Genomic DNA, 22,472 nt, shown 5'->3' on the forward strand with positions numbered 1-22,472 from the left:
ATATGAAAAAATTGCTGATATACTTCATAACCATAAGCATACTTGGCTCATGTAACAAAGTGCTGAATAAAAAGCCAACCGATTTTGTTGATGTTACCAATTATTATTCAAGCGAAGCCGAACTGAACCTGGCGCTCACTGGTGTGTACGATGTATTGGGCAACGAATACCTGTATGGCAGCGGCCTTTGGTACCAGATGGGTATATGCACCGACGAAGGTTTTTACAACTATAGCTCCAATGCCTATTCGGCGCCCATGTTTTATCAATATGATTATACCAACCCCTATGTAACAGGTATATGGCAGCAATGTTATATTGGTATTGAAAGGGCCAACCTGCTCATAGCGAACATCGATAAACCGGCCATGGATGACACAAGGCGTAATGTGATCTTAGGTGAAGCCCTGTTTCTGCGTGCTTATTACTATTTTTTGCTGGTTACCAATTATGGCGATGTGCCCCTGAAAATAACGCCTAACACAGATGTAAACACGGTTAATATTCCACGCACACCAATGAAAGAAGTGTACGACCAAATATTGACCGATATGAAAGATGCAGAGTCAAAAGTGAATACCATAACCACTGTAGGTAATACCAGCCGCATAACAAAAACAGCCGTGCAGGGTATACTGGCAAGGGTATGTTTGAAGATGGCCGGTTACCCATTGAACGACACCGAAAAGTATAAGGACGCATTACAATGGGCCGATAAAGTGGTGGCCGGTAATGAACATGCACTGCTAACCACATACGATGCTACATTAACCAATTCGGCCTACAGCCAGATCTTCATCAACGAATCGCGCGATGTATACGACATTAAAGAATGTATTTGGGAAGCGGATTTTTACATGAACGATAACAACACGGCTTATTTTGAAGCCAGCAAATTAGGCACCATGAACCTGGGCTGCAACAATCTGGATACCGGCTATGCAGGTTCCAACATAAAAACATCGTTACGCCTGTATAACTTGTATGGCGCCGGCGATGCACGCAGAGACTGGAATATATGCCCCTTCTCTTTTACCAGTACCGCTACTTCAGCCACCCGTGTTAATGCTTCTGCCAGCAATATCATAGGCCGCGAAATGGGTAAATGGAGAAGATATTATGAAAAGCTTGCGCCGCCTAAACAACAATACTACAATGGCACCAATTTTCCCATATTGCGTTATGCCGATGTGCTGCTGATGCAGGCCGAGGCGGAGAATGAAGTGAACGGCGCCACCGCAAAAGCATACAACGCCATAAACCAGGTACGCCGCCGTGGATACAAGGTACCAACCAATGCCACCAGCGCAACAGCAGACCTTGCTTCGGGTATATCACAAATACAGTTCAGGCAGGCTATTATGGATGAGCGTGCCCGTGAACTATGCTATGAAGGTTTACGCAAGGCCGATCTTATTCGCTGGGGAACGTTCAATACCGTACTTGCGAACATGACAACGGAGATCAACAACTCCAATGCTTCGGCCACCAATAAAAGCCGTTGGACATTGGGCTTTATGACGGCCTCCGCCAGCACAAAATTCCTGCTGCTGCCCATACCATCATTAGAGATCAATATCAATAAAGCCATGGAACAAAATCCCGGCTGGTAACATCTTAATTAATCTCTTACAAATTCAAACAACGACAATGCCGCATAAAATACTATACGCACTCATAATACCGGCCCTGGTGCTATCGGCCTGTTCAAAACAACTCAGCCGGGGTAACAATACATTTGAGGTAACAGCAGAGAATACAACTGTTAATAAAGGCGATACGGTGCGTTTCAATTTTTCGGGAAATCCCGATATGATCAGCTTTTACTCAGGTGAAACCGGTAAACGTTTCAATTATGCCAACAGGGCCTCGGCCGATGGCACGCCTGTGTTACGGTTCAGGTCGTTACGGGCCAATGGTTCACAACCCAATTCCCTTAACCTTTTTGTTTCTGATAATTTTGAGGGTGTGGCTGTAGGTGATACCGCCACTACCATCAATCGTATTGGTGCTGCAACCTGGAACGATATAACCGGGAGGGCCAGCCTGTCGACAGGTACGGTCACAACATCCGGAAATATCGATCTGAGTGATTTTGCCAATGCATCAAAACCAGTATATGTTGCGTTTAGGTATACGGCCCAACCAGGCAGTGTTCAAAACAAATGGACCATCGATTCCTTTTCAATAAAGAATATACTTACCGATGGCACCTCGTATGAAATAGCCAACCATAACGCCGGCAGCGTGGCCTATTTAAGTTATGGCGTACAAACCTATAGCCCCGGTTTTGTAAACTACCGGGTAAAAAATATTTACAACTGGATCATTGGTTCTACCTCTTTGGTTATAACCGGCGCCGATTCTGCACCCTTTGCAACGGCGGTTGCAGAGGGATGGGCCATCATTGGGCCTATTGATTTAAAAAAGGTAACACCCGATGTGGGCACCGTTGTAAAAATAGCCTCGCAAAGCATCGATGATGTTCATTTTACCTATCGCTATACCACACCCGGTACCTACGAAGCAACATTCTATGGAGGCAGGGTAAGCCTGGAGGAAAATGAGCAGGAGGCAAAAACCATTACCATCACCGTTCAATAAAAATAATGAGAACATTACTTTACGTTTCTGTAGCAGCCGTTGTTTTGTGCGTATCGTACGTACCACCGCGGGATGAAAACATGTTCGTTACCGAAAACTTTTCTTTTGCCAAAGTTCAATTAAAGAACATGCTGGCAGAAGCCAATACGCAAAATGAGACCTTTCCGCGCTCCATCGATAAACAGGGTAAACTGGTATTAACAGATAAATACGAATGGACATCCGGTTTCTTTCCCGGCTCCTTATGGTATTTATATGATGCCACAAAAGATGAGGCTATCAAAGGCGAGGCTGTAAAATGGACGGAAAAGCTGCAATCGCTGCAAACCTATACGCAACATCATGATCTGGGTTTTATGATGTATTGCAGTTATGGCAACGCCTACCGGCTAACCGGCAATGAAGCATATAAGAACATACTGATAAAGGCGGCTCAATCTTTAAGTTCACGGTTCAGCCCCAAGACCGGCAGTATTAAATCGTGGAATGGATTTGGTTCCTGGGATGCCAAAGGACGTTATAATTTCCCCGTGATCATTGACAATATGATGAACCTGGAGTTATTGTTCTTTGCCTCAAAAGCCACGGGTGACCCAACCTATAAGAACATTGCCCTTTCGCATATAGAAAAAGTGATAAAGAACCAACTGCGCCCCGATTACAGTTGTTATCATGTAGTATGTTACGACTCTACTACCGGCGCGGTATTGACAAGGGAAACAGCACAAGGCTATTCAAACAATTCGGTATGGGCCCGCGGCCAGTCGTGGGGCATTTATGGTTTTACCATGGCCTACCGCGAAACCGGCGACAAGCGTTATCTTACCATTGCCCGCAAAATGGCCGATTTTTATCTCGACAATAAAGAGTTGCCACAGGACAAGATCGCTTACTGGGACTTTTATGCCAACAACCCCGGTTATACGCCATCCATTAAATCGCATGCACCCGAAACACCCGCCAAGTTCAGGGACGCCAGCGCTGCCGCTATTACCGCTTCGGCCTTAATGGAATTGTCGACCATGATTGACAAAAACGGAGAAAAATACAAACAAGGCGGGGTGCAGATCTTACATTCGTTAGGCAGTGCAGTATACCGGGCAAAAGAAGGCGCCAATGGCAATTTCATTTTAAAACATTCCGTTGGCAGTATTCCACATGGCAGCGAAATAGATGTGCCGCTTGTATATGCCGATTATTACTATCTTGAAGCATTATGCAGGTACAGGGATCTCATTAACAAAAAGTAACGCCACATGAAGCACCTTAAACAATATACGCTTTTATTTATACTCCTTACCCTGGCAGCCATTGGCCGGGCGCAGATCGACACGAACAGGATCACCGCACACCCACGGCTGTTGTTCCTGAAAAATGAAGAAGAGCGCATTGCCCAAATGGTAAAAAAAGACACCACCTGGGAAAAAGTGCACAACAGCATTATAGAAGAAAGTGAAGCCATACTTTCGCTGGAACCTTTACAACGTGCCCTTATTGGCCGCAGGCTGTTACAGGTTTCACGGGAAAGCCTGCGCCGTATCTTTTTTCTGTCTTATGCTTACCGGCTTACCCATAAAAAGAAATTTCTTGCCCGCGGTGAAGAAGAGCTGCTAACCGTTTCAAAGTTCACCGACTGGAATCCCAGTCATTTTTTAGATGTAGCCGAAATGACCATGGCCGTTTCAATTGGTTATGACTGGCTGTACAATGACCTCCCGGCAAAATCGCGTGAAGTGATCAGTAAAGCTATTATTGAAAAAGGGCTCACCCCTTCGCAGGAGGCTAAATACAATGGCTGGCTGCGTGGCAGCAACAACTGGAACCAGGTATGTAATGCCGGTATTACATTTGGCGCGCTGGCGGTTTATGAAAACCAACCTGCCGCATCAGTAGCATTGATCGAAAGGGCCATTAAAAGCATCACCATCCCTATGAAGGAATATGCACCCGATGGCAATTACAAAGAAGGCTATAGCTACTGGGGTTATGGCACTTCGTTCAATGTATTGTTCAACAATGTGCTTGAAAAGATCTTCGGTACCGATTTTAATTTAAACAGCCAGCCGGGCTTTATGCAAACCGCCTCGTTCTATGAAAACCTTATTGGTCCATCGGGCCAGCCCTTTAGTTATTCCGACTGTGGCGGTATAGAGGGATTGCAACCCGCCATGTTTTGGTTTGCCGATAAACTAAAAGACCCTTCATTATTGTATATAGAAAAGAAATACCTGCAAACCTCAAAATTCAATGTAAAGAGTAACCGCTTACTGCCTGCAGTTATGTTATGGGCAAACGGTGTATCGGTAAAAGATATAAAAGAACCGGCGCAAAAAATATGGAACGGAAAAGGCGGTAATGAAGTAGCAATGATGCGTACCAGCTGGTGGGGTGGCAAAGAAATATATGTTGGCGTTAAAGGCGGTTCGCCATCAGTAAGCCATGGCCATATGGATGCAGGCTCGTTTGTAATGGATGCCAATGGCGTTCGCTGGTCGGCCGACCTTGGCATGCAACAATACAATACCCTTGAATCAGTAGGTCTCGACATATGGAACATGGCCCAAAACTCACAACGCTGGGAAGTGTTCCGTTATAGCAACTACTCGCATAGCACCCTCACCGTTAATGGCCAGTTGCAAAATGTAAAAGGCAATGCCACGGTTGTAAAGAACAGTACCGACCCATTGAATACAAACACTGTTTTAGACCTGACTTCGATATACAACAAGGACCTTCAAAAGGCCCTGCGGGGCATTGCTATTATAAACAAACAATATGTTATTGTAAGGGATGAAATAGAGACCGGCGATACGGCCTGTGTTATTCGCTGGGCCATGCTAACCCCAGCCACCGTTACTGCTATAAATGGCAACCAGGCCGGGTTAACCACCAAAGGTCAAAAGCTCACCTTGTTTGTAAATGGTTTACCCGGTGTTGTATTTAAGACCTACCCTACCGACCCACCACACAGTTACGATGCGCTGAACCTGGGGACAACCATCATTGGTTTTGAAGTAACCGTTCCCGCAAACACCGCTAAAACGCTGGAGGTTATAATGGTTCCCGGAGAAGAGAACATTGCCGTTCAAAAGTCTTCGTTGAAGCCATTGGCGCAGTGGTAACGTAGCGGTCATACTCTGCTCACCAATTCGAATGCTATATGAAAAAAACAAACTTCAGCGTGCCTGGCGGCATGCTTGCAGGCGCATGCCTGTGCCTATTATCGATTGCAGGTTGTAAAAAAAATGGGGTGCCGGAAACAGATGACAGTAATAAAACCGGTACCGCTAAAATTGCAGCAGCAACAAACACCAGTTTTTCATTTTTAAGAGGGGCCGATGTGGGCTTTCTTACAGAAATGGAAAAGAACGGTAACACTTTCTTTAACACAACCGACCAACAGGACCTGTTCACCATTCTTAAAGAACGGAACATAAATGCCATTCGATTACGGGTATGGGTAAACCCGGCATCACCCAATTATTACAATGGCATAAAAGACGTAGTTGCCAAAGCGGTACGCGCAAAAAATGCAGGTATGCAGGTGCTTATCGATTTTCACTACAGCGACTCCTGGGCCGATCCCAAACAACAGAACAAACCAGCCGCCTGGGCAGGCTATTCATTAAGCGCACTGGCATTGGCAGTGGCCGCGCATACTACCGCCTGTCTTGATTCCTTACAGGCATATGGCGTAACGCCCAACATGGTACAGGTGGGCAACGAAACAGATTATGGCATGTTATGGCCAACAGGCAAATTGCCCGATAGCATGGCCAATTACGCCGCTTTGTTCAAAGCAGGATATAATGCTGTAAAAGCGTTCAACAGTAATATAAAAGTGGTGGTACATTTTTCAAGAGGGTATGATAATACCAATTGTAAATATGTGCTCGATGGGCTGCTGGCAAATGGCGCCGCTTTTGATGTGATAGCTATGTCGGTTTACCCAACGGTGAACTACAGCACCGTAATGAGTAACAGTTATGCCAATATGCTAAACCTCGAAAGCACCTATAACAAACCTATACTTGTTGCAGAATGCGGGTATTACCAGTCGGACCCAAAAACAACCCGAACAATGATCGAGACGCTGCTAAATTATGTAGACAGTATTCCCAACAACCATGGCCTCGGTGTGTATTACTGGGAACCTGAGGCCTATAACCATCCACCAACGAACAAAAGTACCTTTGATGCCACTTACAAACGACCCACCCTTGGTATGGATGGCTTTTCTTATGTAAAGAACCCGGGATTTGAAGTAGATACTGCAGCCGTTACATCTGCTACCGGCTGGGTAACCGGCGGCAGCAATCCCGATGCGAACTATACCGAAACCAATTCGCATACTGGTACCTACAGGCTTACCCATTGGAAATCCACCGCCTATAATGTATCAACCAGTCAAACCATAACCGGCCTCACCAATGGACTGTACACTTTTCAGGCATGGGTGCGCAGTCCGTATACAATGGTAACCAATTATCTTTTCGCAAAAGACTTTGGTGGCAGCCAGGTTAATTTAAACATTCCTATAGATGCCAACTGGAAAAAATTACAGATCACCAATATCAATGTTACCAATGGCATGTGTACAATAGGCTTTCAAACCAGTGGGAACAATGCGTATTGCAGTTTTGATGATGTGGAGTTTTTTAAGCAGTAGTATTGTACTGTATAAAATAAAAGGGACCGCTGCCAGGTGGTCCTTTTTTTTATAAAAGAAAAAGTTTGACCGAAAAGAATTAATTAACCTGGGTGCATCACCAGCCGTTTTTCATGAGCGAGCTTTGTGTTACAATACAAAAAACACCTGATGTACACACAAACCGTACGACAACTTTTGCTGGTTTTACACCTTTGCGGCCTGGCCCTGATGGCCGGAACCACCGTGGCGGCCTTCGTCACTTTTCGCGCATTTATAAAAAAGCTTAAAAAACAAGATGAAGGATCAACAGGTCTTTTGAAGCTTTTGACGACCCTGGCCCCTGTAAAGGGAATAGGCGGCATTTTGTTGATCCTTTCCGGAACAGGCCTTATGTTCATCACCCACGGTGTTTTTATGCAAATGCTGTGGCTTCAACTTAAACTGGTACTTATTCTGCTACTTCCACTTAATGAAATATTAATAGGTAACAGGCAGTTAAAAAAGTTAAATGCTGCTTTTATAGAAAAAAGCCCTGAAAGCGCTACTGTAATCAAAACGACTATTCCGCCAATGACTATTTTTTATACGGCTCAACTCCTTCTGTTCTGGGGAATCATTGTGCTGGCAGTTTTTAAATTCAGCTAAATTGATGTTGTACCGGTAACGGGCCCTCACTTACTGTAACAAATACGCTAACCAAGAGCCTTTAAAAACGTGAAAATAACCCCGTTTTTAAAGGCTACGCCGGCTTTCTGAGGATATTAAATAGAATTATCTTATCTTAGGATAGACCTTTTGTTTATACCTGCAACTCTCTGCTTTCCTGGTTAAGATTAGGGCAACTATACATACCTGCTCATCTGATTAATAAGCTAAACTAACTAAAAGCCTGCGAGACTGTAATGTTGTGCTCATGAACGCTTTCTTCAGGCTTGCTCCTTTTCTATTAACGCAAAATAAAAGCTTATGAAACCTCCGGTAGAATTTCACCAACTCAATAAAATATTACTGGTAGATGATGATGCCGCAGCCAATTATTTGTCAAAAGAATTGCTGGAAGGCTTACATGCAGCCCAAAAGATAGAAACGGCCGAAAATGTACTTAGGGCCCTGAAAATGATCACTCAGGACGACTGTCCGGATGTGATCTTCCTGGATATTAAAATGCCCGGGCTCGACGGATTCGATTTTCTGGATAAATTAAGAAGCCTCAAGCCATCAAAGAATGTAAAAGTGGTAATGCTTACCAGCTCAATTCGGCCGGAAGATAAATTGAGGGCTTTTAGCTACAAGCTGGTCGTCGATTACCTTGAAAAGCCATTAACTGTTGAAAAAGTGCAAATGATAGCTACCACTCACCTCAATTAACAACTCCAGTAAGCCTCTAAATACCGGGTACGGCCACAGAATGAAAAAGATAGCTGCTTTAGCATTATACATGCTTGCTATTTCCCTGCAGGGAAATGCCCAGAAAAAAGACTCTGTAGCACTACTGTTGCACTTATCTATTGAGAGCCTGATGAATATTCCAATCTATTCGGCTTCAAAATCACCGGAACCAACATTTGAAGCCCCACTATCCTCAACAGTAATAACGAAAGAACAGATAAAACGGGCCGGATGCACATCGATCATGGAGGCATTGCGACTGGTTCCCGGGGTAATTGTACGTGAACAAACAAACGGCAATTATGATATCCATCTTCGGGGGCTTGATAATATACCGCCCAATGCCAGTTTAATTTTTTTTACCAGCTCCACCACCCTGGTGATGATCGACAATTATCCCGTATATAATTATTTACATGGGGGCACTTTCTGGGAAACCCTGCCGGTAGATATTAATGATGTTGAAAAAATTGAGGTCGTAAGAGGACCTTCAGCCGCCTTATATGGGCCTAATGCTGTTTCGGGCGTGATCAACATTCTTACCCGGCGCCTGGCAAAAGAAGGATTGTACGCGGTTGCCAATGCCCGCTATGGCAGCTACCATTCGGCAATCGCAAACGCCGCTGCCGGCTATAACTTTAAAAATAAAATAAGCGCCGTTATATCGGGTAACTTTCAAAACAGGCACAGGACCCAAACCTCTTATTATGATGAATTCACCAACCAGTATGTGCCACTGGATTCAGTTAGGACGGTAAAAATTGACCCAACGGGAAGCGTCAGGGAAAGATACCCCCACCCCAACTTAGCTATGCGAAAATATGCTTTGAATGGATCTGTTAATTATGATCCTACAGATAAAATACAGTTTGCAGCAGCTTTGGGCGCCCAGCATTCAGAAGTACAAAAGGCATTTGGTGCCGATACATATGCTGCTAATTTAACCACGGCCAATTCAGATACCAGGTATGCCAATATCAAGGGTAATATAAATAACTGCATGGTACAGGTATCTTACCTCAACGGAACACAGGCGCCCGTTGTTGGCCCAACCATCTGGAGATGGAAATTTAACACGCTCGATGCGGTGCTTGAATATAAAATCTCAAAGATCAGGAATCTAACGCTCACGCCCGCCCTCATTTATCGCCGGGCTGTGTATGATGACAGCAAATATGTAAATACAGACATTAAAGAAGGTTTTTGGAGCGGCCGGGCAGAATCCATTACAAAAGGAGTTTCCCTGCGGGCCGATTATAAATTACTGGACCAAAAACTTCGCCTGGTGGCCGGCGGCAGGGCCGATAAATTCAATTATCCCGATAAAACCTATTTCTCTTACCAACTGGCGGCCACCTATAAGATCGATGACCGGCATTTAATACGGGTAGTACATTCAAAGGCCAACAGGGCACCATTAATTATTGATCTGTTTTCCAACCTCGACCTTACAGGCATTCTGCCAACCAATCAAACTTACCTGCTTGAAATAAGAGGGAACAAGAACATAAAGCTGCTTTCATCAACCCTGTTCGAGGCTGGCTACCGGTTGCAATTAACAGAAAATATAAAATTTGACATTGAACTGTCCACCACAAAAACCCGGAACTTCTCCTATACCATTTTTGAAAACGGAACATTCAATGCTACCGGCCCTGTTGGATTTCATGGATTACTTGATCTTAACAACATAACCGTTTATGCAAAGCAATGGGGCGGAACATTTGCAGCCAATATTATTGCAGGCTCCTTGCAATTAAAGCCCTTTATCACCCTGCAAAAAACCATGTTATATGATTACTCGGCATACGCCTTTAGTCCGCAAGCACCACCACTGCCCGCCAACAACTATAACCCGGCCCTGTACAATATATATTCAGGCATTGGAACAAAAATGAAACATACCGCTACTCCATCGTGTTATGGCGGCGCCTACATAAACTGGAATACCGGCCGCAAATTAAATATCAATCTGAATCCCTGGTTCTATACCAGCCATACAGAACTGCACAGCAGCAACCTCACTTACAACGATGGCATAAGAGGTATTGAGAACATCGAAGGGAAATTAATGCTGAATGCCGCCATATCCTGGCTTGTTACCAATAAGCTAACCCTCACCCTTACCGGCAGGAACTGCTTCAATAATGGATCGCGGGAATTCTATAAAGCCGACTCGCCGGCATTAATGGTATTTGGCGGAGCCCATTTTGAATGGTAGCACAGATGATCATTTCAATATCAAATCAATGAGAAACTACAGACCGCTTTCATCTAAAAACAGGCAACATAAAAAACTGAGCTCTTTAGCATTGACCTTTTTCATCACCTGCTCTTTTACCGGATTGCTGCAAGAGCAGGCAAAGGAATACAATCTTAAGGCCGCCTTCATTTATAATTTCACAAAGTATATTGAATGGAATGAGCCGGCAAATGAAAATGAATTTATCATAGGCATCATTGGGGAATCATCTATCAACGACCCGCTGGCTGAAATTGTAAAAACAGAAACGGTTGACAACAAAAAAATAACCATCAGGCATTTTACCAAACCTGCTGATATCAGTCTTTGCCATATCCTGTTCATTTCCCGTAATTGCAATTTTCCGTTAGAGGATATTTTAGGTAAAACCTCCGGAAAAGGTACATTGATCATCAGCGAAAAGAATGGTTATGCCGAACAGGGCACGGCTATCAATTTCGTTACCGTAAAACAAAAACTGAAATTTGAAGCCAATGTAAAAGCGTTAAATGCGGCCGGACTAACGGCCAGCTCACAATTATTAAAACTTGCGATCATTATAAAATAACATGACCTGGTTTAAGAATTTATCAATAAAAAACAAACTGATCTTAATTCAAACAACAACAGCCTTTATCGTTGTGCTGATATGTTGCATCTTCTTTGTATTGAATGATATCAGAACGTTTAAAGAATCCGGCAAACGGAAATTATTTTCCCTGGCAAGAATTGTAGGTGAAAATGCGATCTCTACACTCGTCTTTTTTGACCAGGATGCCGCCACCCAGATCCTCAGCAAGCTGAACAAAGAACCTGACATATCAGAAGCTATTCTGCTCGACAAGAATGGGAAACTATTTGCCAAACACGCCATGGCACTGCCCGCCAATGGAGCAGAAAAATTGACGATAAACTATAAATTATACCAGGATAATGAATTCTTAGGTACCCTTATATTAAATGCACAGTTAAAGGACCTGAATAAAATTGTTACAGGTTATATACAGGTAGCGGGTCTTGTTTTACTTACTGCCATTATGGCCTCGCTCCTCATTTCCATTTTCCTTCAACGCTCCATTGTTTACCGATTATTAAGACTGGTATCAAAAACAAAAGCGGTAGCAAAAACCGGAAATTATTCATTGCGTGTAGGGAATATTGGAAGTGATGAAATAGGCATACTGGGAGGCAGCTTTAATGCTATGCTGGAGCAAATTGAAAAAATGGATAGTTTCCTCAAAGAGACCAATGCAGCCCTGAAAACCTATTCAACGAGCCTTGAGCGCAAGAACCGGGAACTGGAAGAGTTCGCCTACATCAGCTCGCACGATATGAAATCGCCTATTACCAGTTTACGCGGTCTGTTAACACTCATGCAGGATAAGGATGCCATAAAACCGGAGCACCGGAATATTTTTAACCTGGCCGTAAACTCTGTGTTGCAAATTCAAAAAACTATCAATGCGCTCAATGAAATAATTGCATTCAGAAAAACACTCAGGATAGAAAGAGAAAAAATAGATCTGAGCGAAGCGCTGGAAGAAGTAAGATTAAGAATACTCGACCACAAAGCCGACCAGGTTGTTATTAATGCAGACTTCACACAGTGCCGGCATGTAAACTTCCCGCCGGTACACCTCAAAAGCATTTTTCAGAACCTGCTAACCAATGCCATCAAATACAAACAGGAGGGAAAACCTGCGATCATTGACATTACAGCTACCCGTGAAGAAAACTTCGTTGTGCTGGAAGTGAAAGATAATGGCATGGGCATTGACATGGACCGTTTCAAAGATAAATTATTCGGACTGTTTCAACGTTTTCATCCGGATATAGAAGGTACCGGTATCGGATTACATATGATCCATTCAATAGTTGAATCATATGGCGGAAGAATATACATTGATAGTGTAGTAGACAAAGGAACAACATTTAAAATTTATCTTAACAATGCACCACTTCAATAAAGTTTTACTGGTAGACGATGATGACGCTACTAACTTCCTTACGGAACTGGCTTTTAAAAATCTGGCTATTGCCAATGAAATAGAGATGGCCAGCGACGGGCTTATTGCCTATGAATGGATAAGACAGAATAATTGCCCGGATATTATTTTTCTCGACATCCGCATGCCGCGGATGGATGGCTTTGACTTTCTGGATAATATTACCAAAATGAATGTATGCAAACAGGCAAAGATCGTGATGCTTACATCCTCAACAAGAGCAGAGGACAAAGCAAAGGCGTTTACGTATAAAGGAGTGATTGACTACCTTGAAAAACCTCTTACCGAAAAAACGATCCAAATGATCGCAAATACCTGGTTTGATAAATAAAACGGCACCATTCAATTCTATCTTTCATGATCGATCACCGAATTGATTAAAAGGTTTTATGCATGTAATATTTCCGTACAAGATTGTAACAAAACCGTACAGTAGGACTTAAAAAGCTTTTCTTAATCTATTGATAGCCAAACCTATATTTTCTGGGTGCTGGTTTGCAGGAATTCGAATATATATCATGTTAAAATAGCAGATCATGATAAAAGCCTATTTCAAAATAGCATGGAGAAATTTGGTTAAAAACATCGGCTATTCAACTATTAATATTGCAGGACTTGCAGTAGGTATGGCGGTGGCTTTACTTATTGGCCTGTGGATCTATGATGAAATATCTTTCGATCGCTATCATAAAAACCATTCCCGCGTTGGACAGGTTTTCGTTAGTCAGGCTTTTAACAATAAATATGAAACAGATGCATCAATAGTAGTGCCGTTAGGAAATGCATTGCGAACTAATTTTGCCAATGACTTTAAGCGGGTAGCGCTTTCTTCGTGGAACACACCTCATATCCTGGCTGTGGGCGAAAAGAAAATTTCGCGAAGCGGCATGTGGGCCGAAACCGACCTGCCGGCCATCTTAAGTTTGAACATACGCGGTAACATAAATGCACTCACCGATCCATCAAGTCTTATCCTGTCGCAATCGGTGGCAAAAGCACTTTTCGGTGATGATGACCCTGTTGGCAAAACAGTGCGTGTAGATGGTAAAGCCGAGATGAAAGTGGGCGCCGTATACCAGGACCTTCCTACTAACACCACTTTGAACGAAACAAAATTCCTGCTTTCATGGAATAATGCTGCTAACGGGGCCAATACCCGAACTGAGCAATGGAAAAATCATGGCAGCCAGTTATTTGTAGAACTAAACAACCATATTGATTTTACCCAGGCCACTACGAACATAAAAGACCTGCTTAAACCACATATTAAAGAATGGAAAGAAGAGCTTTTGGTGCACCCGATGGATAAATGGCATTTATACAATGAGTTCGAGAATGGTAAAGTGAGTGGCGGAAGGATACAATATATCTGGCTTTTTGTAATGATAGGCATTTTTGTATTGGTGCTGGCCTGTATAAATTTTATGAACCTGAGTACCGCGCGTAGTGAAAAACGGGCAAAGGAGATCGGTATCCGCAAAGCCATTGGATCATTGAAACAGCAATTGATCGGCCAGTTCCTCTGCGAATCGTTGCTGCTGACATTTATTGCGATGTTTATCTCTCTGATATTGGTGTTTGTTACTATACCTTTCTTTAATGTATTAGCCGGTAAAAATATTTCGGTACCAACTACTAACCCTGTATTTTGGTTATCTACCGTAGGGTTTGCTTTTGTTACTGGTTTATTGGCTGGTAGTTATCCTGCATTATACTTATCAGGGTTGAAGACCATAAAAGTTTTGAAGGGTAGTTTCAGGGTGGGTGGCTTTTCTTTACTTCCGCGCCAAACACTTATCATATTACAGTTTACCGTATCTATTGCACTGATCATTGGCACAGTGATCGTTTTTCAGCAGGTACGATTTACAAAAAACAGACCGGTTGGCTATTCAAGAAAGGGGTTGATCACAATCGATATGAATACCCCCGATCTTTTTAAAAATTATAATGGTTTGCGTAATGAACTTTTGCAAACCGGTACGGTGGCAGATATGGCTGAGGCGAATAGTACCACAACCGATATCTGGTCTAATAATACGGGGTTCGAGTGGAGCGGAAAAGATCCTGGATCCAGCCCTATTTTTGGCACCATTGCCGTTACGCATGATTATGGCAAAACCGTTGGCTGGCAAATAACAGCCGGCAGAGATTTTTCGAGAAATTTCTCAGATACCAGTGCTTTTGTATTAAACGAATCTGCCGTAAAACTTACCGGAATACAAAACCCGCTGGGAAAAACTATTAACTGGAACGGGAAGGCCCACTTGATCATTGGCATTGCTAAAGACATGGTGATGGAGTCGGCATATGAAAATACCCACCCAACTATTTTTCATCTTGAATACGGATGGGTAAACAAAATTTTAGTTCGAATTGCACCAACTGCTTCTGTGTCGGATGCATTGTCGAAGATCAAAGGCGTTTTTAACAAAATGAATCCTTCCAGTCCGTTCGAATACCAGTTCGCAGATGAAGCATATGCCCAACAATTTGCTGTTGAAGAACGCATTGGCAAATTGGCTGGCTTTTTTGCAATTCTTGCCATACTGATTTCCTGCCTGGGTTTGTTTGGTCTGGCTTCCTTTACGGCAGAACAACGTACAAAGGAAATAGGTATAAGAAAAGTTATAGGCGCATCCGTTTTCAACTTATGGCAGCTGCTTTCAAAGGATTTTGTTGTATTGGTTATTTTATCCTGCTGTATTGCCATTCCTGTTGCTTATTATTTTATGAATAACTGGTTGCAGAAATATCAATATAGAACAGATATGAGTTGGTGGATCTTTGCCGTAGCCGTATTGGGAGCTTTAATAATAACGTTATTCACAGTAAGTTTTCAGGCTATCAAAGCAGCCATTACCAATCCCGTAAAAAGTTTGCGGACTGAATAAAGTATTTGATATCCCCAACTCAATATTTGACGTTACCAACTCAGAATTTCACTTAGCCAACTCAGTTTTTGACATTACCTGCTCAGTTTTTCATTACGCCAATTCGGAATTTGAACCTTCCAACCCGGCATTGGGCCTCGCCCAACTCAGTTTTTCACTAAACAAGTTGGGTACAGGCTTTACCCGATTGGGTAAAGGCAGTTACCCGAATGGTAAAGGCTATTACCTCATTGGGTGAAGGCTATTACCCGATTGGGAAAGGCTATTACCCGATTGGGAAAGGCTATTACCAGACTGGGAGAGGCTATTACCTGATCGGTAAACACTATTACCCGATCGGGAGAGGCTATTACCCGGTTGGGAGAGGCTATTACCTGATTGGCGAAGGCTATTACCTGATTGGGAAAGGCTATTATCCGATCGGGAAAGGCTATTACCCGATCGGGAAAGGCTATTACCTGACTGGTGAAGGCTTTAATTTGACTGGGAGAGTCAAAAACCCGGTTGGTGAAGGCTGTTACCCGATTGGGAGAGGCTATAAACCAATTTGGAGAGGCCTATTCCTGATTTGGTAAAGCATCAAATTGAAAAAAGTAGTCAAATCCCCGGTTGGTGGATTTACTTAGTGAGCAAACTGATGCCAGCCGCCGCCATTGCCGGTTTGTAACTGTCATCTCAGGTATGGATTCAGTTTAACTTCTTCGGCATTAAATGGTAAATACCAATTGGCAGCATCAGCTAATTTGCTCTCCATGTTCAGCGCATTATACCTTACAATACCCATACGCGTTTTAATAGCCTCTTTAAGTATTTCAGGGCGGCCGCGCCTTGCCAGTCTTAACAGATCGAACCAGCGCTTTCCTTCAAAAGCCAGTTCTCTTGCCCGTTCTTTAAAAATATAATCTTCTATTTGCTCTGTGGTTGAATTTACGGTAACGGGAATAACATCAATTGCGCCGTATCGCGATCTGATCCTGTTCACCTGTGTAATGGCGCCGGCCTTATCGCCCATTCTATTTAAAGCCTCCGCTTTCATCAATATCACTTCTGCAAAGCGATAGCCCTGCCATATAGCATCACTTCTATATGGCTGTCTTATAGGCGGCATAATGGCCAGTTTCGATGGTAATATCCTGCCAAGGCCCAGGTATTTCCAAATCACTTTATTTCCACTATAAAAGTCATTATAATAAGGCCTGGTGCCCACCCAGGCAGCGCCAAAGCCACGCACATCACCCACTAAACGAAGCGTGTCGCCCGATTGTACCAATTTATTGTCCCAATAGCCCGCTATATTATCGGCGGGTGCAATCATATATTTTCCGCCCCATGCCGCATCATCGGAAGTAAGCATCATCATGGGATGCGTTTCCCTGAAATTATAATTGAAGTTGATGTGAAAAATAGGTTCCGACACATGATCGGTTGCATAGAAGATATCAAAGAAGTTAGCTGCGGCTGCACTGCCATACAGATTATGTTTACCCAGGTTATATATTTTCTGAATAGCTGCATTAGCGGGCTCATACTTATGCCGCCACAGGTAAATATCGGCCAGCAGGCAGTTCACATTTCCGGTAACGCCTCTTGTACGGCGGCCATCGGGACTTTCGGCCAGGTTTAAATTGGGTTGCCTTATTAAGATCACATCTTTTACCATAGTAAGCGCCGCAGTTAAATTGGCTTCCAGTGTATCTAAGATCACATTCTCAGGCGAGGGCGGTAAATATTCTATATTTTGGATGCTGTCTGTTGGGGTTAACACCAACGGTACGTGGCTGAAGTTTCTTACCAGGTAAAAATAGGCAAACGCCCGCAGAAATAAAGCTTCACCTACATACTGGCGGGCATTATCTTCGGTAAAATTAATAGCATCATTCGGTACCCGCGGAATATACTTAATGAGGTAATTGGCGCGATTAATAAGATCGTAATACACCTTCCAGTTCGTATACTTATTAGTGGCAGTAACGCGATGTTCCGCCAGCTCCAGCAAATTTGTGTCAACGCCCGGTCCCGGTTTTACAAAGTCGGCCCGCATTTCACCGGTTACAAACATAGATTCAATCAATGGCTGCAAACCGGCATAAGCACCCCTAAGCGCATAATCTGCATCGTAAAAGTCTTTAAAAAAGTCTTTATCTATTACTATATCTTTTGGTTTAACATCAAGGAATTTGTTGCACGATTGGCCTGCGAGCATTATTAAAGCCAACCCAACCAATAACAAATATGTTTTCATATAACTGCTTTCAATTGAAAAAATGCTGATGCCAATATTAAAACCCTACCTGTATGCCTGCTACAAAAGCCCTTAACTGCGGAACGTTTCCGTAATCGATGCTATAAGTAACCGGGTTGGTAATGCTGCCCACCTCGGCCCCATACCCTTTGTATTTAGTAACAGAGAACAGATTTTGTGCGGTTAAAAGAATTCTTGCGTTCTTAAAGGCCTTACGGGTTTCTTTTGTTGGAATATTATATCCTATTGTAATTGCTTTGGCCCGTAAATAGGAACCATTTTCTATCCAACGGCTCGAGAACCGCGTGTTGCCTACCGGGTCGTTGTGTAAAAACCGGGGCATAGTGCTTACATCGCCGTTACTACGCCAGCGATCATTTATTTTTACCGACTGGTTATCGTAATTGGTCATTGCTTCCAAAGAGGCGCGTTGCGCATTGTACACTTCCCTTCCCAATGCAAAATCAACGAAAATATTCAGGTCGAAATTTTTGTAGGAAAAAGTGTTTGAAAAGCCGCCAAAGAAGTCGGGATTGCTGTTCCCTATCACCTTCATATCGCCTTCGTCAATAACACCATTCTGATCTACATCTTCAAAAACAATATCACCGCCCTGAAACGGATGTACATTGTTGACACCATTCTTCACCTGCACTTCGTCTGTTGAGCTATAAACACCTAAAGCATTATACCCCCAAAAGGCGCCTATAGCACTCCCAGGCGCAGCGGAGGTTTGGTAGTAGCCATAATTCTCTGTAGGGTCTTCGCCCTGCGGATAGCTGGTTATTTTGTTTTTGTTGAACGCGACGGTTAACTGGGTTTGCCAGCCCAATTTTTTCTTCAGTACTTTACCTGATACCGTTAGTTCTACCCCGGTATTTTTAACCGATCCATCATTGACCACATAACTATCAAAGCCCGTGGTGCCGGCCAGCTTTCTATAATTCAACAGGTCGTTTGTGTTCTTTATATAAAAATCGGCAGTGAAGGAAATGCGCTTCAATAACAACACATCGATACCTGCATTGAACTGGCGTGTTTTTTCCCAGGTAAAATCAGGATTGCCTAAAGCGCCCAGGCGTACACCCGGCTGGTTTTTATAAATGGCAGGTACAAGCGCATTGTATGCGCCATTATACCCTACTTCCTGGTTTCCGGTAAGTCCATAGCTAACTCTTAGTTTCAGCTCGTTTATGATCTTTTTGGCTTTAAAGAAGGGTTCTGCACTTATTCGCCAGCCGGCAGATACCGAAGGGAAATAACCCCATTGTTTTCCTTTGGCAAACCGCGATGATCCGTCTGCCCGTATATTAGCTCCCAATAAGTATCTTTCTTTATAGGCGTAATTGGCGCCCGTAAAGAAACTCATAAGCCGCCAATCGGGTTCATAGCTGGAAATAGAATCTATCAGTTGCGGATCGGTGGCGCTGATACTCGTAAATTCATCGGAAGGAGAGTTGATGGCCATGGCAAATTCATTACGTTGCGAAGTAGTTTGAACTGCATTGCCCACAAAAACATTGAGCGAATGTTTTTCAAAGGTCCTGTTATACTGAAGACTGTTCTCATTTAACAGCATAAGCTCGTTGCTGTTATTTTCCGATGCCGAGCGAATGATCTCTTCTTCGGGCATAAAACCTGCACCCGGTCTGAACCTGGTTTCATTTAACCGAATGTAATCGGCGTATATGCCTGAGCTTATGGTGAGAAACGGAGATAAAATATATTGTCCGGTAATGCCGGCCATAATTCGGTTTGAACTATTTATATTCTTCATCTTATTCACCACCGCATAGGGATTGTTCTTGCCTGCATAATCGGCACTGTCTACCGAACTCAGGTTAGTACCTTCGGCATCCTGGCTCCAAACCGTTAACACCGGGCTTTTCAGCGTTGCCAGGTAAAGCGGATTGGTTTCAGGAACATTTCCTTCATCCACCACGTTCCGCGCGCCATGTGAATAGGCAATGGTATTTAAAATGGTTAACCGCCGGTTCACTTTATAATCGAGGTTAAAGCGGGCAGTAAAGCGCTCATACTTTGAATTATCAATGGCGCCGGCCTGGTTGGTATAACCAACGCTCAGTGAATATTTGGCAACCGCATCGCCACCCCTAAGCCTAAGGTGGTAATTATTGATAGCTCCATTTCCCAATACCTCATTCTGCCATTTGGTGTTGTTATTGTAGCGTTGTAACTGGTTCTCCGGGGTCATCATCAGCAGGTAGCGCCCTACCCCATTTGTAATTTCGCTTTGGCTTAACCCGCGTGCCGTTTCCTTTTCGATTATGTAGTCACGATATTCGTCAGCATTTAAAACAGCAAGCTGTTTGGGCGCGCTTATAATACCGCTATAGGCCGAAAAATCGAGGTAGGTTTTTCCGGCGGTGCCGCCTGTGGTGGTCACAACAACAACACCGTTGGCGCCCCGCATTCCATAGAGTGCAGTGGCCTGCGCATCTTTTAAAACTGTTATAGATGCAATGTCGCCGGGGTTGATATCGGCCAGCGGATTATTGTCTACATTCCTTCCCAAAGGATTTATAAACCGGTATGTTTTTACCGGTATGCCATCCACGATATATAAAGGCAATGTGCCTGCATGTAAAGTTGATGCGCCCCTAATGGTTGTTAATGCCCCCGAACCCGGCGCACCCGACACATTGGTAACCTGCATACCCGCAGCCTGTCCCTGCAGCAGCGCATCAATTGAAACAGCCATTAATTCATCGATGCTTTTTTCGCCTACCACCGATACCGCAGCAGACACATTGCTTTTTTTAACCCGCAGATACCCTAATTCTACTTTGGGTTCCGACGATGGTATTGGAATAAGAATTGGATTTACATCAGGCTTTATTTCATCGGCCTTTTTCTTTTGTGCATTCACCTTGTTGCTCAGGCAAAGCAGGCTTAGTATACATACAGCAACAACCGCTGAATGGGGGTTTATTTTAAACATATACAATCGTTAAAAAGTGCATTGATTCAATTGACGGGTGTTAAGATCATCACATCCAATACAACAGCCGCCAGTTTAGAAGCCTGTGATACAAATTTGAATCGCTTATCGCCACCGGTTGTAAATTCATAGATGCCCAGTTCCATATTCTGATAAAAGGTGGTACCGGCGCCGTAATTTTTAACGGGCCCTATTTTATCATTCCCATACATCAATTGCAGATCGCCCCGGTTGCCGTTCTTATAGTTGATGGAAATTTTATACTTACCCTTCCTTACATTCTTTACAATCGATATCAATGAATCATCTTTTGAATCCGGCTCAATATATAATACCGTTGCGCCGGCACGGGGATGACTGGTTTCGGCAAAATACCGGAACCTGCCAGCGGCCGTACTGAAGATGGGCGGCGCCGTTGGTGATATACCAGCAACGCCATACAGGTAATTCACGTTTTCGGTAAACACATGCGTGATCTGCGTTCTGGGAACGGCCGAACTAAACACCATATGTTTATCGAGGTTATGTAATACCCCGTTCTTCATCAGGATATCTGAACCCCTAAAGTCGATGGCACTGTTCACCGGTTTTTGACCAGCCATATCGTAATAAATATGACTATCAGGCGACAACGTACTTAAGGTATTATCCCAACGTTCTACAACGCCTATTGCCGCAACAGCAGCTGTTAACCCGGCATACTGTGCCGTAAATGAACTGCCGGGCACCAGGTGATACAACATCAGGTCTTTTAACTCATCGATGGGCATATTGTCGAACGTGGTGATACCGGCGGCTGCCAACACCTCATTCGTTTCGGCGAAAAGGGTAAGCCTTATCTTTTCACCCTGTGCATTGTTTAGCGCCAGCAGTGTATCCATTAACCCTGCCCGTTGTAATCCGCCCTTAAGCACACTGTATTGCGGATTTTGCTGCAAAAAAGCACCAATGGTAAGGATGGGTGGATCGAGAACGGCATCCATCTTGTGCACCAAACCATTGCTGTATTCTATATCGGTTTCATACAACCGGGCTTTGCCGTTAGCCAGCGCTTGTGTTTTTGTACCTTTTGAAATATCAAGCGCTATATAATCGCCCCGGCCGGTACTCACAGACTGCGGACCGGGAATAAAATCGGCCGACCGCAAACGGGCGCCCAAAATGTGATATACCATCAGCGTGGTAATTTCTTCACTGGTAAAATCGGCTATACCTGCTTTCCCTACATTCTTCAGGTAACTTCTGAAGGCGTTGTTATCGGGTGCAAAAAGGGTAAACGGCCCGTATGTATTGAGCGTTCCGCTCAACCGGGCTTTGTCAAGCGCTTCTACGGTTATACTGAGCGAGGTATCGGCCCGCAGCATATCCATCATTTGGTACAACCGGTCCTTTTCCTGGTAGGAAGTATCTTCATGTTTGTTGCAACCGGCCGCTACACTCACGAGGATAACCAGGAGTATGTGATTTAAAAATTTCATGGCT

At 43.7% G+C, this 22,472-nt stretch carries 16 protein-coding genes; 13 read left to right on the forward strand and 3 right to left on the reverse strand.

Going from position 1 to position 22,472, the window contains the following annotated elements:
* Positions 1-2: 2 nt before the first annotated feature.
* The 13 genes from GGD38_RS01795 (at position 3) to GGD38_RS01855 (ending at position 16,361) form a co-directional block, all read left to right on the forward strand.
* Entirely contained in the window at positions 3-1,613 is a 1,611-nt protein-coding gene (locus GGD38_RS01795; protein ID WP_375299743.1) for a RagB/SusD family nutrient uptake outer membrane protein, read from the forward strand.
* Between the two features lie 37 nt (positions 1,614-1,650).
* Entirely contained in the window at positions 1,651-2,604 is a 954-nt protein-coding gene (locus tag GGD38_RS01800) for a DUF5017 domain-containing protein (protein WP_375299742.1), read from the forward strand.
* 5 nt (positions 2,605-2,609) lie between these two features.
* Positions 2,610-3,854, forward strand: a complete 1,245-nt coding sequence (locus GGD38_RS01805; RefSeq protein WP_375299741.1) for a glycoside hydrolase family 88 protein — start codon at positions 2,610-2,612, stop codon at positions 3,852-3,854.
* Positions 3,855-3,860: 6 nt separating this feature from the next.
* On the forward strand, positions 3,861-5,726 hold the full coding sequence (locus GGD38_RS01810; RefSeq protein ID WP_375299740.1) for a heparinase II/III family protein: 1,866 nt from the start codon (positions 3,861-3,863) through the stop codon (positions 5,724-5,726).
* A gap of 38 nt (positions 5,727-5,764) precedes the next feature.
* A complete protein-coding gene (locus GGD38_RS01815) occupies positions 5,765-7,273 on the forward strand; it encodes a glycosyl hydrolase 53 family protein (RefSeq protein ID WP_375299739.1) in 1,509 nt (502 codons plus the stop codon).
* A gap of 150 nt (positions 7,274-7,423) precedes the next feature.
* Positions 7,424-7,900 carry a hypothetical protein gene (locus GGD38_RS01820; protein WP_375299738.1) on the forward strand — a complete coding sequence of 159 codons (477 nt, stop codon included), beginning with the start codon at positions 7,424-7,426 and terminating at the stop codon, positions 7,898-7,900.
* Positions 7,901-8,221: 321 nt separating this feature from the next.
* Positions 8,222-8,623, forward strand: a complete 402-nt coding sequence (locus GGD38_RS01825; RefSeq protein WP_375299737.1) for a two-component system response regulator — start codon at positions 8,222-8,224, stop codon at positions 8,621-8,623.
* A gap of 40 nt (positions 8,624-8,663) precedes the next feature.
* Positions 8,664-10,865 carry a TonB-dependent receptor plug domain-containing protein gene (locus GGD38_RS01830; RefSeq protein ID WP_375299736.1) on the forward strand — a complete coding sequence of 734 codons (2,202 nt, stop codon included), beginning with the start codon at positions 8,664-8,666 and terminating at the stop codon, positions 10,863-10,865.
* A gap of 28 nt (positions 10,866-10,893) precedes the next feature.
* Positions 10,894-11,454 (forward strand): YfiR family protein, encoded by a 561-nt coding sequence (locus GGD38_RS01835; protein ID WP_375299735.1) that lies wholly within the window; start codon positions 10,894-10,896, stop codon positions 11,452-11,454.
* A gap of 1 nt (position 11,455) precedes the next feature.
* A complete protein-coding gene (locus GGD38_RS01840; protein ID WP_375299734.1) occupies positions 11,456-12,853 on the forward strand; it encodes an ATP-binding protein in 1,398 nt (465 codons plus the stop codon).
* A complete protein-coding gene (locus GGD38_RS01845) occupies positions 12,837-13,223 on the forward strand; it encodes a response regulator (protein WP_375299733.1) in 387 nt (128 codons plus the stop codon). Before GGD38_RS01840 ends, GGD38_RS01845 begins: the two co-directional genes overlap by 17 nt.
* A 205-nt stretch (positions 13,224-13,428) precedes the next feature.
* Positions 13,429-15,786, forward strand: coding sequence for an ABC transporter permease (locus tag GGD38_RS01850; RefSeq protein ID WP_375299732.1), 2,358 nt, complete (start codon positions 13,429-13,431; stop codon positions 15,784-15,786).
* 209 nt (positions 15,787-15,995) lie between these two features.
* Positions 15,996-16,361 (forward strand): hypothetical protein, encoded by a 366-nt coding sequence (locus tag GGD38_RS01855; RefSeq protein WP_375299731.1) that lies wholly within the window; start codon positions 15,996-15,998, stop codon positions 16,359-16,361.
* A 95-nt stretch (positions 16,362-16,456) separates the two neighbouring features.
* On the opposite strand, the gene GGD38_RS01860 is transcribed toward GGD38_RS01855, so the two are convergent.
* Genes GGD38_RS01860 through GGD38_RS01870 form a run of 3 tightly spaced genes read right to left on the reverse strand, consistent with a single transcriptional unit; the run spans position 16,457 to position 22,468 of the window.
* The gene (locus GGD38_RS01860) at positions 16,457-18,028 is read right to left on the reverse strand and encodes a RagB/SusD family nutrient uptake outer membrane protein (protein WP_375299730.1); all 1,572 of its coding nucleotides are present in this window, start codon (positions 18,026-18,028) and stop codon (positions 16,457-16,459) included.
* A gap of 37 nt (positions 18,029-18,065) precedes the next feature.
* On the reverse strand, positions 18,066-20,990 hold the full coding sequence (locus tag GGD38_RS01865; protein WP_375299729.1) for a SusC/RagA family TonB-linked outer membrane protein: 2,925 nt from the start codon (positions 20,988-20,990) through the stop codon (positions 18,066-18,068).
* A gap of 26 nt (positions 20,991-21,016) precedes the next feature.
* Entirely contained in the window at positions 21,017-22,468 is a 1,452-nt protein-coding gene (locus GGD38_RS01870; RefSeq protein ID WP_375299728.1) for a fasciclin domain-containing protein, read from the reverse strand.
* Positions 22,469-22,472 lie beyond the last annotated feature (4 nt).

Origin of the sequence: Niastella sp. OAS944 (assembly GCA_024809215.1) — a bacterium.
Classification (GTDB): Bacteria; Bacteroidota; Bacteroidia; order Chitinophagales; family Chitinophagaceae; genus Niastella.

Bases quoted from the DNA above. Each gene is read 5' to 3' on its own strand.
- GGD38_RS01795 (WP_375299743.1), top strand. From the start codon at position 3: ATGAAAAAATTGCTGATATACTTCATAACCATAAGCATACTTGGCTCA.
- GGD38_RS01860 (WP_375299730.1), bottom strand. From the start codon at position 18,028: ATGAAAACATATTTGTTATTGGTTGGGTTGGCTTTAATAATGCTCGCA.
- GGD38_RS01870 (WP_375299728.1), bottom strand. From the start codon at position 22,468: ATGAAATTTTTAAATCACATACTCCTGGTTATCCTCGTGAGTGTAGCG.
- GGD38_RS01800 (WP_375299742.1), top strand. From the start codon at position 1,651: ATGCCGCATAAAATACTATACGCACTCATAATACCGGCCCTGGTGCTA.
- GGD38_RS01805 (WP_375299741.1), top strand. From the start codon at position 2,610: ATGAGAACATTACTTTACGTTTCTGTAGCAGCCGTTGTTTTGTGCGTA.
- GGD38_RS01825 (WP_375299737.1), top strand. From the start codon at position 8,222: ATGAAACCTCCGGTAGAATTTCACCAACTCAATAAAATATTACTGGTA.
- GGD38_RS01835 (WP_375299735.1), top strand. From the start codon at position 10,894: ATGAGAAACTACAGACCGCTTTCATCTAAAAACAGGCAACATAAAAAA.
- GGD38_RS01865 (WP_375299729.1), bottom strand. From the start codon at position 20,990: ATGTTTAAAATAAACCCCCATTCAGCGGTTGTTGCTGTATGTATACTA.
- GGD38_RS01855 (WP_375299731.1), top strand. From the start codon at position 15,996: ATGGTAAAGGCTATTACCTCATTGGGTGAAGGCTATTACCCGATTGGG.
- GGD38_RS01845 (WP_375299733.1), top strand. From the start codon at position 12,837: ATGCACCACTTCAATAAAGTTTTACTGGTAGACGATGATGACGCTACT.
- GGD38_RS01815 (WP_375299739.1), top strand. From the start codon at position 5,765: ATGAAAAAAACAAACTTCAGCGTGCCTGGCGGCATGCTTGCAGGCGCA.
- GGD38_RS01830 (WP_375299736.1), top strand. From the start codon at position 8,664: ATGAAAAAGATAGCTGCTTTAGCATTATACATGCTTGCTATTTCCCTG.
- GGD38_RS01850 (WP_375299732.1), top strand. From the start codon at position 13,429: ATGATAAAAGCCTATTTCAAAATAGCATGGAGAAATTTGGTTAAAAAC.
- GGD38_RS01840 (WP_375299734.1), top strand. From the start codon at position 11,456: ATGACCTGGTTTAAGAATTTATCAATAAAAAACAAACTGATCTTAATT.
- GGD38_RS01820 (WP_375299738.1), top strand. From the start codon at position 7,424: ATGTACACACAAACCGTACGACAACTTTTGCTGGTTTTACACCTTTGC.
- GGD38_RS01810 (WP_375299740.1), top strand. From the start codon at position 3,861: ATGAAGCACCTTAAACAATATACGCTTTTATTTATACTCCTTACCCTG.